The sequence below is a fragment of the Nocardia sp. NPDC049220 genome, assembly GCF_040647855.1.
GTDB lineage: Bacteria > Actinomycetota > Actinomycetes > Mycobacteriales > Mycobacteriaceae > Nocardia.
In genome coordinates, this window is sequence record NZ_JBEZDA010000001.1 from 234,171 (window position 1) to 248,660 (window position 14,490).

A 14,490-nucleotide genomic window follows, 5' to 3' on the forward strand; every position below is an offset into this window, starting at 1 on the left:
GAGGGCATCTCGGCGCGCATCGTCACCGACACACCACGAGTACAGGAGGGAGGCAGAGCAATGGACAACATGATGAACCCAGGCGCCAATGGCGTTGCGGTCACTGCTCCCATGGCAGCCTCCCGGGGGATCCTCACTTTGCAGGGGATCGGTCTGTCCTGCAGCGGTGCATTCGGCGCTTCTGGCCCGCAGACGAATTACGCCGCCGTGCATGCGTCCATCCGCACCGTCATCCAGGACAAGCCCAGCGTGGGTTGGCACCCGGCAGTTGCCCAGGCAGCAGTCGGCGTCGTCGCAGCGGAAGCCGGCGCTCCGGCGGATCTGCCGGCGGCACGCCTCCGCACCGCATACCCAGCGACCGTGATCAGGACTCGACACAGATGTCGACCTAGGTAGGGACCTCCTTCCCGACCTCCTGGCCACGGATCGCACGAAGCGAAACCGTGGCCAATGTTTTTGGCCCTTCAGCCACCGGCACCGGTTTCGCGCCACAACCACACGAACCGCTGCAAACAAGCTGAAGGAGAACGACGTGTTCACCGCACAGAGTTGGCCGCAGGCCACTACTGACGTGACATGCCGAACCGTGGCGTCGACTATTCCGGCCCGACCGGTCACCAAGGTTCTGCCTTGCCGTGCCGGAGACCCGGACCTCTGGTTCGCCGAGAGCCCGGTCCAGTTGGAGCAGGCCAAGGCGCTGTGCGCGACCTGCCCCATCCGCAAGGGCTGCCTCAGCGCGGCCATGGATCGTGGTGAGCCGTGGGGTGTTTGGGGCGGTGAGATCTTCGACCAGGGTGTCGTGATCGCCCGCAAGCGCCCGCGTGGCCGTCCGCGCAAGGTCGCGATTCCGGCGTGAGTATCCGGCGCGGAGTCGATACCTCGCATCACCACGTGGCACCCCGCTCATGCCGTCGTCGACGCATGAGCGGGGAAGTGACTTCCCTCCCTCCGGTCGATGTGCTCGATTCGGTCTTTCCCGACGCGGACCGGGCAAACGAACGAGAAAGCAGGCCAGCCGCTCACCATTGCCCGGTGGGCGGCTCGCCTGCGTCCCGGAGCGAGCTTCGATAACGCGAATTCGCGGTGATTGTCGGTGTTCCGGGACCCCTGGGTCAGGAAGCGGTGCGTTCCGCGCGGAAGCCCGGCATCCAGGTGCGGACGAGTTGCATGAATGGCAGCTCCGCGTCCAGCTGGGCCAGGATGCCGACGGTACCGCTGAGGACCCGGAAGATCATCACGTAATCGGCCGGAAGTTGGAGCGCTCGTGCGGTTTTCATCTCAGTACTGGAGATGTCGGACGCCTTGCCCGCCACTCGCCGCATCCACTCGCGGGTGAAGTGAAAGGAGTCGGTCTGGATCGGGTCGGTGAACGGTCGCAGGTAGTCGGCGATCTCCGCGTGGGTGACTATGCGGCCGGGAATCACCCAGCCGTGGTCGTACATCAGCTCGGTGAGTTCGGCGAAGCGTTCCTCGACCGCGAGAGCAAGCATCTGGCCGAGTATCGGAGGGAACCCACCGGGCATCGGAGCGCACGCCCCGAAATCGATGACGGCGAGTTTGCCGTCGGGCAGCATCATGAAGTTGCCGGGATGCGGGTCGGCGTGCAGCAGCCCGACGACCTCGGGGGAGGAGAAGTGGAACCGGCCCATCAGACCTGCGACACGGTTGCGCATCGCGAGGGTGCCGGCCCGATCCTCGGCGCCCTGAGTGATGATCGCGGAAACGGCGGTGCCGTCCAGCCATTCGGTGACGATCACCTTGGGCGCGCTGGCCACCACCTTCGGCACGACGATTTCGCCGTGTCCGTCGAAACCCTTGGCGAAGACGCGTTGGTTGGCCGCCTCGTTGCGGTAATCCAGCTCTTCCTCGGTGCGCAAGGTGATCTCGGCGAGGATCGGCTTCACATCCGCGCCCGGGATCACCGACCCGATCAGGCCGCTCATTCGCGACAGCGTTTTGAGGTCCGCGCGCAGCGCTTCGTCCGCGCCGGGGTACTGGACCTTCACCGCTACTGTTCGACCGTCCGACCACACCGCCTTGTGCACTTGGCCGATGCTGGCCGACGCGGCCGGGGTGTCGTCGAACTCGCGGAAGCGCTGTCGCCACTGGGTGCCGAGCTGCTGGTCGAGCACGTGGTGAACGGTCGCGGCGGGCACCGGCGGAGCGGCGGCCTGTAGCTTGGTGAGTGCCTCGCGGTAGTGCTCGCCGAACTCCTCCGGGACGGCGGCCTCCATCACGCTGAGAGCTTGCCCGAACTTCATCGCGCCGCCCTTGAGTTCACCCAGCACGGTGAACAACTGCTCGGCGGCCTTCTGGTTGAGCTGTGCGTTGATCTCGGATCTGTCGCCGCCGGCGAGCTTTTTGCCGAGCCCTACGGCGGCCCGGCCGGCAATGCCCAGCGGGATCTTGGCCAGCTTGGCGTTGCGGGACGAGCGACGGCGCACGATCTCAGACACGTACCCATCATGGCGGACCTGATCCCGAGCTGCCACGGCAATCTCGGTCACGGTGTCGTTCCTGCGGTGAGACCAGGGGAAATGCGAGCACACGGGCACGCGGGGTGTCGGGCCCACACGCGCCGATCCAGGACATGCGAGTCAAGATCCAACTCCACGGTCGCGTTCAGCGTGGCCGGTGCGCGGCCCGGCGAGCACTCCACTATCGCCTCGAGTTCGCCGAGTGCGACCGCCGTCGTGGCGGCGATTCCGGCGGGAGAGGCGCAACCCACTCGGCCGAGCAGTTGGGCGGCCAGATGCGGCCAGGCGACGTCGTTCTGGGCGCGAGTCAGATCCGCGCAGCGCAGACAGCTGGTGGCGCCGGGTAGTACCAGCGGTCCGATGACGCCCTTGTTGTCCCGAATGCGTACTTGCAGATGAGGAATCCGGTGCAGTACAAGGTCGTTGACCAGCTGCGGGTCGGGCATCAGCGCATCGGCGAGCACCACCAGATCGGCCTGCCAGGTGCGCACCGTCGACGCATGTGGTGCGTAGTCGTGCGAACAGCTCGGACGCACCCCCAGCGTGCGCAGTCCGGCCGAGACCGCGTCCGACAGCGGGCCGAGGCCGTGCACTTGTACGGCACGGACCTGTCCGACTCGGTCTTCGGGGTGGTCGAGCAGTCCGGCCTCATCGATGAGGGTGAGAAGCGCGACAGCCCTGTCCGGGGCGATGCCATGTTCCCCGGCTCGCCAGAGGATCTGCGGCTGGGTTCGCAAGCCGTCCAGCAGACGCAGGAAACCGAGCACGGTCTCGGCGTCCATTCCCTCCGGATCCAGCACCAAGGCGGTCTCGGGGTCACACCCGAGTTGGACCACGCCGGTCGGGCGCACCAGAACGGTCACCCTCGAACGCAGCCTCGGACCGCGACACATCGTTGTCATGTTCAGCAGTATGCGAGGCGCGCTTCGTCGGACCCGCCCCGAAACCCATGGTTATCCACAGGCTCGGGGGCATCAACAGGGCGGGCTCAGTCGGATGCGCTGCTGTCCTTGCCCAGGTCGGGGCCGCCCTCTTGCTGTTCGCGCTCGGCCTTCTCGCGCGCTTCCGTCTCGGCGAGTTGGGCGAGCGGGTCGTCGAACGCGGTGCTTGCGCCACCGGTCACCGAGTCGATGAAGCCGGCGGGGGAGTCCAGGTCGTCGGAGACGGGCAACAGATCGGGGTGCGCCCAGATACCGTCGCGGGTGGCTATGTCCGCGTCGGTGGTGAGCCTGCGCCACAATGCCGCCGCCTCGCGCAACTTGCGCGGACGCAGCTCGAGGCCGACCAGGGTCGCGAACGTCTGCTCGGCCGGGCCACCGGTCGCGCGCCGCCTGCGCAGGGTCTCGGCCAGCGCGCCCGCGCCGGGCAACCGGTCGCCGACGGCGTCGGTGACCACGACCTGCACCCAGCCCTCGATCAGCGCGAGCAACGTCTCCAGACGCTCCAGCGCCTGCTTCTGCTCCGGCGTGGTCTGCGGCTCGAACGTGCCCTGCGCCAGGATCTCCTCGAGCTTCGACGGATCGTTCAGCGCCATCGGGTCGATCTCTTGCGCGGCCTGTTCCAGCGCGGAGAAGTCCATGCGGATGCCACGCGCGAAGTCCTCGACCGCGCCGAGTACTTGCTGGCGCAGCCACGGCACATGCGCGAACAGCCGCTGGTGGGCGGCCTCGCGTGCGGCGAGAAACACCAGGATCTCGCTTTCCGACTGCTCCAGACCCGCGCTGAATTCCGAGATTGCCGTGGGCAGTAGCGCCGCGGTGCCGGAGGGCCCCAGCGGAAGACCGATATCAGTGGAGGTCAGCACCTCCTTGGCGAGCTGGCCGAGCGCTTGCCCCAGCTGCGAGCCGAAGGCCAGACCGCCCATCTGACCGAGCACGCCGACCATCGGTGCGGCGAACTGCCTGGCCTCCTCGGGCAGCGACGTCGTCCACATCCCGGCGATCTGCTCAGCGACCGGGTCGCACAGCCGCTGCCAGGTGGGCAGGGTCTGCTCGATCCAGTCGTTGGCGGTCCAGGCGACGGTCTTCGTGGCGCCCGCCGGCAGGGTCGTCGCACTGTCCAGCCATAGTTCGGCCAGGTGCGCGGCATCGCTCACCGCGCTTGTGGTGCTCGCCGAGATGGGTACGACCGTGGCGCCGAGCTGCTGGCGGGCCAGTCGTTTGGCGACGTCGTAGTTCACCGGCCCGGCCTGGCCCGAACCCGGTTGGCCCATGCCGCTCAGCATCTGCCCCAGCGAGGTCAGCATCTGCCCGAGCTGCGCGGGGTCGAATCCCCCGGCCCCGGCCCCACCGATCCCGAAGCCCAGCGGATCGCTCGGACCGGGACCGCCCGGCTCGTCGCCGCGCTTGCGTTCGTCGTCGTCGCGGTTCGAGAATCCGAAGGGGAGGTCACTCATGCCCATTACGTTACGCGCGTAGCACAGTGCCTCGATGTTCGCGCGGCGCGAAATCGGGGGGACGCGCGCGAGGCCAAAAAACCGCCTCTGCCGTCCCGCCACGAGGCTGATCACTACTGTGGTCCAGGTGAATCGTCGGATCCTCACTCTGGTGGCCGCTCTGATCCCCGTTGTCGTGCTCGGTGTCGTCGGCAGCGTGCTCACGGTGCCATTCGTCGCACTCGGCCCCGGTCCCACCTTCAATACCCTTGGCGAGGTGGATGGCAAGCAGGTCGTGGACGTCCAGGGTGCGCAGGTGGATCCGACCACGGGGCATCTCAACATGACCACGGTCTCGGTGCGCGACAAGCTGAGCATCTTCGAGGCATTCGGCTTCTGGGCCAGCGGCCAGCACGGTCTGGTGCCGCGCTCGGAGGTCTATCCGCCCGGGGTCTCGCGCGAGGAGATCGACAAGTCCAACCAGCAGGACTTCAAGGACTCCGAGGGCAACGCCGAGGTCGCGGCGCTGCATTATCTGAAACTGCCGACGGTGGTGCTGTTGCGCAAAGTGTCCGACGACGGCCCGGCCAACGGGGTGCTGCGGGCGGGTGACGAGCTGGTCAGCGTCAACGGCGCGCCGATGGCCACCCCGCAGGACGTCGTCACCACGGTGTCGGCGCAGGCTCCCGGCGCACCGCTGACCGTGGTGTACCGGCGCGACACCACCGAGCAGACCGCGACGATCACCCTCGGCACCCGACCCGGCGACGCCACCAAGGGCTACCTCGGCGTGACGCCGGGCGAGGGCGCCCGTCCGCCCATGCAGGTCGATTTCAATCTCGCCGACATCGGCGGGCCCTCCGCCGGGCTGATGTTCAGTCTCGCGCTGATCGACAAGCTCACGCCCGGTGAACTGGACGGCGGCAGATTCGTGGCGGGTACCGGGACCATCGATCAGGACGGCAAGGTCGGCCCGATCGGGGGGATCCAATACAAGATGATGGCCGCGCGTGACGCGGGCGCGGAGACCTTCCTGGTTCCTGCCGCCAACTGCAACGAAGCCAAGTCGCGGACCCCCGCCGGCCTGCGGTTGGTGCGGGTCGAGAACCTCACCGGCGCACTGCAATCGCTCGATGAGATCAACACCGGCAAAAACCCTGTCGGCTGCGGATGAGCCTCAGTCCAGTGTGTGGTGCAGTGCGTCGATGATATTCGGCGCCAGGTTCGGGTAGGTGCGCAGTTCGAGGTCGGCGAAGTCGTCGGCATCGTCTTCGGGGCGCAACTGCAGCAGGGACAAGGCGGTTCCGCTGCGCAGCACCGCGGCGAACAAGCGCGCCTCCCTGCGCTCCGGATGCGCCTCCGCGGCGGCGCGAGCGGCCGCGTCGGCGGCGTCGTGGTCGGCGAGCAGTGGGGCCAGCGCGTCATCCAGTGTGGATTCGGCGTCGGGCGGCAGCACCACGATCTCCTGGACCAAGACACAGCCCTCGACCGCGGGTGGCCAGGTCGTGGTCGCCAGGAACTCGTCCAGCGCCATCGATCCGCCGGTCACGTCCTCGGGGAACGCCTCCTGGGCGACGGGGGTGAGTTCGGCTCCCGCGTCGAGTTGATCGATCAACTCGGGCTGTACCGCGACCAGGTCGGCGGTCGGCACCAGCGCGAACATCTGGGGCGGGCGACCCCACCCCTCGGCATCGACGAATTCCGCCACCTCCCGGACGGAACGGGCCAGGACGAGTTCGGCGTGCAGGTTTGCGGTCACGGGGAACATCCAACCAAACCCGCGTCCGGGGACAAGCACAAACCCGCACGATCCACCTTCCTGCGCGGCATGCGCAACCCTGGCAGTCACATGGTGTCCGATTTCCGTAGAGTGGGCCGGGAACGGGTCCGGAAGGACCATCCGCAACATCGGACTGCGGCGTATCGGCCGGGTGTATCGGTGCGAACGCCGCCGGACCTTGGAGAGTGGCATCGTGGGCATGCGGCCCCCCACCGGCTTACCTTCGCTGTCCCGACGCAGCCGTGTGCTGCTGGTGGCAGCCATCGTCCTGGCGGCATTGCTGCTACTGGGACCGCGGCTGACGGACACCTACACCAACTGGTTGTGGTTCGGCGAAGTCGGTTTCCGCACGGTATATCTCACCGTGCTGCGGACCCGAATCCTGCTGCTATTGGCTGTGGCGATCTTCGTCGGCCTCGTCGTCTGGCTGGCGCTGCTGCTGGCTTACCGGTCCAGACCGGTGTTCGTCCCGGTGGCGGGCCCGAACGATCCGATCGCGCGCTATCGCACCACCGTGATGAGCAGGCTGCGGCTGTTCGGCGTCGGGATTCCGGTGCTGCTCGGTCTGCTGTCCGGCTTGGTGGCGCAGTCGAATTGGGTCACGGTGCAGCTGTTCTTGAACGGCTCCTCGTTCGGAGCGCAGGACCCCCAGTTCCACTTGGACGTCGGCTTCTACGCGTTCGATCTTGCCTTCTATCGGATGGTGCTCAACTGGCTGTTCGTCGCGGTGGTCATCGCGTTCTTCGCCAGCCTGGTCACCCACTATGTCTTCGGCGGCCTGCGGCTGACCGGACGTGAAGGCACCCTGACACGCGCCGCGCGCGTCCAGTTGGCTGTGCTCGCCGGACTTTTCGTGCTGCTCAAGGCGATCGCGTATTGGTTCGACCGCTACGAACTGCTCTCCAGCAGCCGTAAGGAGCCCACCTTCACCGGCGGTTCCTTCACCGATATCAACGCGGTGCTGCCCGCCAAGCTCATCCTGCTGTCCATCGCGGTCATCTGCGCGATCGCGTTCTTCGCCGGGATCGTGCTGCGCGATCTGCGCGTGCCCGCGATGGCCGCCGCGCTGCTCGTGCTGTCCTCGATCCTGGTCGGCGCGGTGTGGCCGCTGGTGGTCGAACAGTTCTCGGTGCGTCCCAACGCCGCGGACAAGGAAAGCGAGTACATCGAACGCAACATCGCCGCTACCAGGCAGGCGTTCGGCATCACGGACGACAGGATCGACTACAAGGACTACAAGGGCGAAAGCAACAAGAGCCCGCAAACCGTTCCGGTGGACGCGGCGACCATCGGCAACGCCCGGCTGCTCGACCCGAATATTCTGTCGCCCACCTTCACCCAGCTGCGCCAGCTGAAGAACTTCTACGGCTTCCCCGAGTCGCTGGACATCGACCGCTACAAACTCGACGGCGACGTGCAGGACTACATCGTGGCCGCGCGGGAGCTCTCGCCCGCGGCGCTGAGCGGCAACCAGACCGACTGGATCAACAAGCACACCGTCTACACCCACGGCAACGGCTTCGTCGCCGCCCCCGCCAACCGAGTGAACAAGCCGCAGTCCGAAGACCCCAACGCGACCGGGGGCAGTAGCGACAGCGGCTACCCGATCTTCATGGTCAGTGACCTGTTCACCCCGGCGGACAAGCAGCGGATCAGGGTGGACCAGCCGCGCGTCTATTACGGCGAGCTGATCTCGCAGTCCCATCCGGACTACGCGATCGTGGGCGCGATGGACGGCCAGCGTCCGCGCGAGTACGACTCCGACACCGCGCAGTACACCTACACCGGCAAGGGCGGTGTGCCGATCGGCAACTGGTTCAACCGCCTCGCCTTCGCGGCCAAGTACGCCGAGCGCAATATCCTGTTCTCCTCGGCGATCGACGACCACTCCAAGATCATCTACAACCGCAGCCCGCGCGAGCGGGTGCAGAAGGTCGCGCCGTGGCTGACCACGGACGGCAACGCATACCCGGCGGTCGTCGGTGGTCGCATCGTCTGGATCGTGGACGCCTACACCACGCTGGACAACTATCCGTACGCGCAGAGCACCTCGTTGGAGGGCGCTGTCGAGGACAGTATCGACAAGAAGACCGGCAGGCTGGTGCCGCGTAAGTCGGTCAGTTACATCCGTAACTCGGTCAAGGCCACGGTCGACGCATACGACGGTTCTGTCACGCTGTACGAGGTCGACTCGTCGGATCCGGTGCTGAAGGCGTGGCGTGGCGTGTTCCCCGGCGCCGTGAAACCGGAAAGCGAGATCTCCCCGGAACTGCGGGCGCATTTCCGGTACCCGGAGGACCTGTTCAAGGTGCAGCGGGAGATGCTGACCAAGTATCACGTGGACGATCCGCGCGAGTTCTTCACCAACAACGCGTTCTGGTCGGTACCCGCCGACCCGACCACCGAGGGCGGGACAACCGCGAACCAGCCGCCGTACTACGTGCTGCTCGGTGACCCACAGACGAACAAGCCGACCTTCAACCTGACCAGTGCCATGGTCGGGTACAACCGGCAGTTCTTGTCGGCCTACATCTCGGTGCGGTCGGACCCGGAAGGGTACGGCAAGTTCACCATTCTGCGTTTGCCCACCGATACGCAGACCCTGGGGCCGCAACAGACGCAGAACCGGATGACCACGGCGCCGGAGGTCTCGCGCGAGAAGACTTTGCTGTCCAACTCGAACAAGATCAAGTACGGCAACCTGCTGACCTTGCCGATCGCCGACGGCGGGATTCTCTACGTCGAGCCGTTCTACAACGAGCGCAATACGGGTCCGAACACCGCGACCTTCCCGCAGCTGCTACGGGTGCTGGTGAGCTATCGGGACGAGGCCGGCAGCGTCAAAGTGGGCTATGCCTCCACACTGGCCGAGGCATTGGATCAGGTGATCCCAGGTGCGGGCACGCTGGCGACGCCATTCGGCGGTGACTCGGGCACCCGACCGAAACCGGGCACGATTCCGCCGCCCGCCGGCCAGTCCGGCTCCGGTACCACTGGGGGCGCGACCGCGCCGCCCGCGGTTGCCCCGCCACCGTCGACCGGATCGTCTTCCAGCAAGGACGCCGCGGCGGCCGAGTTGAACCGGAAGATCGAGAACGTGCGAAATGCCATGCGCACCGGAAACTTCCAGGACTTCGGCAAGGCGCTCGATGAGCTCGAAACCGCTGTCAAGGCGTATCAGGACGCGGGGCGCTGAAATAGGACGAACTGGGTAGGCGGAATGGGGCTGCAATCGGAGAGTGGATTGCAGCCCCATTCACGGTCGGTGCACCGCCGGTGTCAGCGACCGAGAGAGTCGATAATCGTGTCGTTCTGCTGCAGCAGCAGCTGATACGGGCCCACCAGGCCGTACTTTTCGGCGAGCTTGTCCGCGGCCGCCTTGGCTCGCTCGGCCAGGGTCTGGGCGCTCTTTGGGGCCGGTGCAGGCGCGGCGGGAGCCTGCTCCTGGCCGTCGGGCTCGGGCTCGGGCGTAGCGGCGCGCAGGTACTGACCACACTGCGGCCAGGCTCCGACGCCCTGCGTGGCGAGCACTCGCTCCGCCACGCGAATCTGCTCTTGTTTGCTGGCGGTGTGCGCGGAGCCCCGACCACCGTTGGCGGCCCAGGTGCTCGGTGAGAACTGCAGCCCGCCGTAGTAGCCGTTTCCGGTGTTGATTCCCCAGTTGCCACCGCTCTCGCACTGCGCGACGCCGTCCCAGTCGTGGGCCGGCGCGGCGGAGGCCGATGCGGTGGAGAGTGTGCACGGGATGGCAACAAGTGCGCCGGTGACGGCGGCGAAGCCGAGGACGCGAGTGCTGAACTTCCGGTTCTCAGTCATAGTCGTTTCCCTCCCCGCGCCCGCCGACACGGCGATCAGGCATGCCGTGTCCCTGTCCCCAGGTCGTCGGGGATCCTCGAACCGCGGGACAGGGTTGCCGGTGTTCGGCGGTTCGAGTGCTAGCCCATCACGGTTGATCCGGGCCGTTTGGAGTGACGGTAACGAAGAAATCTCGGTAGATCACATCTCGATAACATCCGATTCGCGGAATGCGAATAACCTGAATATCGACGTTTTTGCGGGATGTAAACGTGCTCAACACGCTGATATGACAGTTGGTTATCGCATCGTTATGTGGCTGATATCACCTCGGAATAGCTCACGCATTTAACCCCGCGCTACTTCGGGTTCGGCCGATGTCACGGGAGCATTGCGGCGCCAGGTGGTGCCGTCGCGGTGGTCCTGCTCTCGTGATCCGTCGAACAGCCCGTCGCGCCACCGTGTTCCCTGCCCGGCAAACCGCTCGAATGGGCACCCGACCTGGTGATTTGCAGTCTCTGCGAACCCGTGTGTAAGGTTGTGTTTACCGACGCGGGGTGGAGCAGCTCGGTAGCTCGCTGGGCTCATAACCCAGAGGTCGCAGGTTCAAATCCTGTCCCCGCTACTAGCGAGATGGCCCCCGGAGAACTTCTCCGGGGGCCATCTCGTTTCTGTTCCGCACGGATGGGGGTGCGACCTGTTCGGCCTCGCGGGTCCTCGTCGATCGCCGAAGTGGAAATCGCAGATGTGTAATTCGCTGGTCCGGCGTCCGAGCCTGCCCCCGGAAGGTGGTGGCGATCTGTTCCGAATCGTCCGGTCGGAGTCGATTCGGTAGTTCGAATTCGGCAGCCGCAATGGGTCGGCGACTGTGTGGAAATCGGAGTAAGCCGGGCGCTGAACCTTCATAGATCTTCGAAAGGGTTGCGGCATAGCGAGAAACACCTTCTCGGCTCGCTGATGTGGAACCACGGTCATGACACGGTGACCGGTCCGAGTTCTGTGCGGTGCCGCCTCGCGCGGTGCGGCCTGGTGTCGTGCGGTGGGGGCTGGTCTGGTGTGATGCGATCTGGTGCGGTGCAGCCGTCTTTACGGTCGATCGCTAGGCTCACCGCCACGTCGGCGGCCGCTTTGTCTACCGGCGCAAGCTGGACATTCGCCGGGATCGGTCGGGGCGGTCGGTCGATTCGGGGTACTCGAGCTGTGTGCTGATGATTAACTGGCCGTGTGTCGGCTGTCCAGGTCGCACCTCAGCAATCCATGTCAGGAGGCATCGCAATGCCCACTCGTGACGGTAGCTGGCCGCAAGGAACGCCCTGTTGGGTCGACTGCCAAGTCGACGACACCACTCGTGCCCGTGAGTTCTATGGCCAACTCTTCGGCTGGGAAATCGAAGGCCCGCCCGAAGCAGGCGGGTATCTGATGGCCATGCGCGGCGGACGTCCCGCCGCGGGTATCGGTCCCAAACCCGAGGGCATGCCGATGCCATCGGTCTGGACGACCTACTTCGCCGCCGACAACGCCGACGCGGTCGCGGAGAAGATCGCCGCCGCGGGTGGCTCGCTGATGATGGCGCCGTTCGACGTGCTGGACGTCGGGCGGATGTGTATCGCCGCCGATCCTACGGGGGCGGTCTTCGGCATCTGGGAAGCCAAAGCGCACAGCGGTGCGGGCGTCTACAACGAGCACGGCGCATACAGCTGGAATGAGCTGCACACCGCCGACTACAAGCAGGCCCAGGAGTTCTATGCAGAGGTATTCGGCTGGCACTACACCGAGATCGGCGACGGGCAGAACTTCATCTACTCCACCTTCAGCCTGACCACGGACGGCGATGCCATCGGCGGCATCAACGACTCGACCAAGACATCGGGTGATAACCCGGCTTATTGGTTGACCTGGTTCCAGGTCGACAGCACGGATGCCGCCCTCGCCGCGGCGGGCGAACTCGGCGGCACCACCATGATGGGGCCCGATGACAGCCCCTTCGGTCGCATGGGCGTCGTTCAGGGCCCGCAAGGCGAGGTATTCGGCGTCATCGACCCGACAATGTCCGTCGGTGAACCGCCGACCGGCGCCTGACCTGTCGCGGCGGGGTGGTGCGGGTCGCCATCCCGCCGTTTTCACCGTCGAAGAAGGCGGGTCAGTCCGAGCTCGGCGGTTCGAAGGAGACCAAGCCGTGCTGATAGGCGTACACGACCGCGTGGATGCGGTCGCGGACATCGAGTTTGGCCAGGACGTGTGAGACGTGGGTCTTCACCGTTTCCTCGCCCACGCCGAGCTGCGCGGCGATCTCGGCATTGCTGCGCGCGTCGGCGAGCAGCAGCAGCACCTCGAGTTCGCGGGCGGTGAGCTGTTCGACCTCAGGGGGTGTCCGCGGCGGCGCGAGGCTGCTCGCGAACCGGGATATCAGGCGGCGGGTCATCGAGGGGTCGATCAGCGCGTCGCCGCGCGCCGCGATGCGGATGGCGGCGACGAGTTCCTCCGGCGAGAGACTTTTCAGCAGGAAGCCGCTCGCGCCCGCTTGCAACGCGCGATACAGATTGGCGTCGCTGTCGTAGGTGGTGAGCACCAGGACATGGGTGCCGCCCGCAGCGGCGATCGCGGCGGTGGCGGCCAGCCCGTCCAGTTTCGGCATGCGGATGTCGAGGATCGCGACGTCCGGTCGCAGCCGTGCGGTCTCGGCGATGGCGGTACGTCCGTCGCTCACCTCGGCGACGCAATCCAGGTCGGCCTGGCTGTCGACGACGGCACGGAGGCCGGAGCGGAACATGCTGTGGTCGTCGGCGAGCAGGACGCGAATGGGGGAGTTCACGATCCTCCGATCGGCAAGGAAACCGTAGTGTGCCATTGGGTTTCGTCTCGTCCGAAATCCAGCTCGCCGTCGAACAGCTCGGCGCGTCGACGGATTCCCGCGAGTCCGCGCGGCGCCGTAGGCTCGGTGCCGGCCGGTTCCGGGGCGAGCGGGTTTGTCGTGCGCAGTACCACCCGCTTCGGCAGGTACCGCACCTCCAGCCGCGCGTGCGCGCCGTCGCCATGGCGCAGCGCGTTGGTCAGCATCTCCTGCACGATGCGATACAGCGTGATGTTCAGCGATTCCGGCAGCTCGACCGCGATGCCACGCACCTCGAGCGCGACATCCAGGCCGGCCGCGCGCACGTGCTCGATCAACCCGTCGATCTCGGCGAGCCCGGGCTGGCGGTGCCCTTCGTCGTCGTTGCCGTGCAACAGATCGAGCTGGCGGCGTAGATCCACCATCGCCGCCCTGCTGCTGGCTTCCACGGCCGCCAGCGAACGGACTGCGGTGGCCTTCGCGTCGTCACCCATGGCCAGGCGCGCCGCGCCCGCGTGGATGCCGATCGCGCTGACGTGATGGGAGATCCCGTCGTGCAGGTCACGTGCGATCGCGGCGCGCTCCTCGGTCACGGCGCGCTCCAACGCGACGCGATGCTCCTGCTGGCGCAGCTGGGCGCGCTGCTCCAGATCGGCGATATAGGCGCCGCGTGCCGCGGTGTAGCGGCCGACGAGCCACGGCACACACCCGGCGGATACGGTCGAGGCGAGCAGCAACCTCCAGTCGTGTGCCGCGGTGCTGTCGGTGGCCAGATGCGCGAAGGCGACGCCGCCGCACAGGGCGAGCGCGGTCAGCACGGCCTTCGGTCCGTTCAGCCATGCCCCAGCGCGGTAACCGGCCACCAGGAATCCGACGTCGGCGAAGCGCGCCGGCAGGCCGTGCCGATGCATCACCGACGCGGCAAGCAGCCTAACCAGGACATGGATCACGGCCACCACGGCGGCGGTCCGCGGTGGCGCGGCCAGCGCGAGGTCCGCGGCCACGATTGCGACCATGGCCGTGACGGTCTGCCACGGCGCCACGGCGAATACGCCACTCAGACCTAGCACGACGGTATCGACCAGCGCGGCCACCACTGCGACCAGCACGGACTGCCGAGCCAGTGATCTGCTCACATCCAACAGTTCGCCACCGCCTCCCTCTCGTCACAATGCCGAGGTTCGCGGCGAACCCAGCGTGTAGGCCGCGCGCTACCGTGTCTGCCGACCGTCAA

The 14,490-nt window shown here is 66.6% G+C and carries 11 protein-coding genes and 1 tRNA gene; 5 read left to right on the forward strand and 7 right to left on the reverse strand.

Annotated features, from left to right (window positions below; genetic code table 11):
* Positions 1-571 precede the first annotated feature (571 nt).
* Positions 572-856 (forward strand): WhiB family transcriptional regulator, encoded by a 285-nt coding sequence (locus AB0C34_RS01035; protein ID WP_357068389.1) that lies wholly within the window; start codon positions 572-574, stop codon positions 854-856.
* A 256-nt stretch (positions 857-1,112) separates the two neighbouring features.
* On the opposite strand, the gene AB0C34_RS01040 is transcribed toward AB0C34_RS01035, so the two are convergent.
* The 3 genes from AB0C34_RS01040 to AB0C34_RS01050 form a co-directional block, all read right to left on the reverse strand.
* Positions 1,113-2,456, reverse strand: coding sequence for an AarF/UbiB family protein (locus AB0C34_RS01040; RefSeq protein WP_357066050.1), 1,344 nt, complete (start codon positions 2,454-2,456; stop codon positions 1,113-1,115).
* A gap of 47 nt (positions 2,457-2,503) precedes the next feature.
* Positions 2,504-3,379, reverse strand: a complete 876-nt coding sequence (locus AB0C34_RS01045) for a hypothetical protein (RefSeq protein WP_357066053.1) — start codon at positions 3,377-3,379, stop codon at positions 2,504-2,506.
* An 86-nt stretch (positions 3,380-3,465) separates the two neighbouring features.
* Entirely contained in the window at positions 3,466-4,872 is a 1,407-nt protein-coding gene (locus tag AB0C34_RS01050) for a zinc-dependent metalloprotease (protein WP_357066056.1), read from the reverse strand.
* A 127-nt stretch (positions 4,873-4,999) separates the two neighbouring features.
* Here AB0C34_RS01050 and AB0C34_RS01055 point away from each other — a divergent pair, with 127 nt between their 5' ends.
* Complete coding sequence (locus AB0C34_RS01055; RefSeq protein ID WP_357066059.1) at positions 5,000-6,025, forward strand: PDZ domain-containing protein; 1,026 nt, start codon at positions 5,000-5,002, stop codon at positions 6,023-6,025.
* A gap of 3 nt (positions 6,026-6,028) precedes the next feature.
* Here the strand turns inward: AB0C34_RS01055 and AB0C34_RS01060 are convergent, their stop codons facing one another.
* Entirely contained in the window at positions 6,029-6,619 is a 591-nt protein-coding gene (locus AB0C34_RS01060; protein WP_357066061.1) for a PPA1309 family protein, read from the reverse strand.
* A 205-nt stretch (positions 6,620-6,824) separates the two neighbouring features.
* Between AB0C34_RS01060 and AB0C34_RS01065 the strand changes: the two genes are divergently transcribed.
* Positions 6,825-9,827 (forward strand): UPF0182 family protein, encoded by a 3,003-nt coding sequence (locus AB0C34_RS01065; RefSeq protein ID WP_357066064.1) that lies wholly within the window; start codon positions 6,825-6,827, stop codon positions 9,825-9,827.
* A gap of 83 nt (positions 9,828-9,910) precedes the next feature.
* Here AB0C34_RS01065 and AB0C34_RS01070 read toward each other — a convergent pair whose 3' ends face one another.
* Positions 9,911-10,447, reverse strand: coding sequence for a transglycosylase family protein (locus AB0C34_RS01070; protein WP_357066067.1), 537 nt, complete (start codon positions 10,445-10,447; stop codon positions 9,911-9,913).
* Positions 10,448-10,977: 530 nt separating this feature from the next.
* Between AB0C34_RS01070 and AB0C34_RS01075 the strand changes: the two genes are divergently transcribed.
* Both AB0C34_RS01075 and AB0C34_RS01080 read left to right on the forward strand, forming a co-directional pair.
* Positions 10,978-11,051: transfer RNA gene (locus AB0C34_RS01075), tRNA-Met, on the forward strand.
* Positions 11,052-11,701: 650 nt separating this feature from the next.
* Positions 11,702-12,505: a VOC family protein gene (locus AB0C34_RS01080; RefSeq protein ID WP_357066070.1), complete on the forward strand. Its 804-nt coding sequence runs from the start codon at positions 11,702-11,704 to the stop codon at positions 12,503-12,505.
* 61 nt (positions 12,506-12,566) lie between these two features.
* Here AB0C34_RS01080 and AB0C34_RS01085 read toward each other — a convergent pair whose 3' ends face one another.
* Together AB0C34_RS01085 and AB0C34_RS01090 are read right to left on the reverse strand one after the other, a co-directional pair.
* The gene (locus AB0C34_RS01085) at positions 12,567-13,238 is read right to left on the reverse strand and encodes a response regulator transcription factor (protein WP_357066073.1); all 672 of its coding nucleotides are present in this window, start codon (positions 13,236-13,238) and stop codon (positions 12,567-12,569) included.
* Positions 13,235-14,392 carry a histidine kinase gene (locus tag AB0C34_RS01090; RefSeq protein ID WP_357066076.1) on the reverse strand — a complete coding sequence of 386 codons (1,158 nt, stop codon included), beginning with the start codon at positions 14,390-14,392 and terminating at the stop codon, positions 13,235-13,237. Before AB0C34_RS01090 ends, AB0C34_RS01085 begins: the two co-directional genes overlap by 4 nt.
* Positions 14,393-14,490 lie beyond the last annotated feature (98 nt).

Excerpts from the sequence above, each read along its gene's own strand:
- AB0C34_RS01045 (WP_357066053.1), bottom strand. The coding sequence starts at position 3,379 with ATGACAACGATGTGTCGCGGTCCGAGGCTGCGTTCGAGGGTGACCGTT.
- AB0C34_RS01050 (WP_357066056.1), bottom strand. The coding sequence starts at position 4,872 with ATGAGTGACCTCCCCTTCGGATTCTCGAACCGCGACGACGACGAACGC.
- AB0C34_RS01060 (WP_357066061.1), bottom strand. The coding sequence starts at position 6,619 with ATGTTCCCCGTGACCGCAAACCTGCACGCCGAACTCGTCCTGGCCCGT.
- AB0C34_RS01070 (WP_357066067.1), bottom strand. The coding sequence starts at position 10,447 with ATGACTGAGAACCGGAAGTTCAGCACTCGCGTCCTCGGCTTCGCCGCC.
- AB0C34_RS01080 (WP_357066070.1), top strand. The coding sequence starts at position 11,702 with ATGCCCACTCGTGACGGTAGCTGGCCGCAAGGAACGCCCTGTTGGGTC.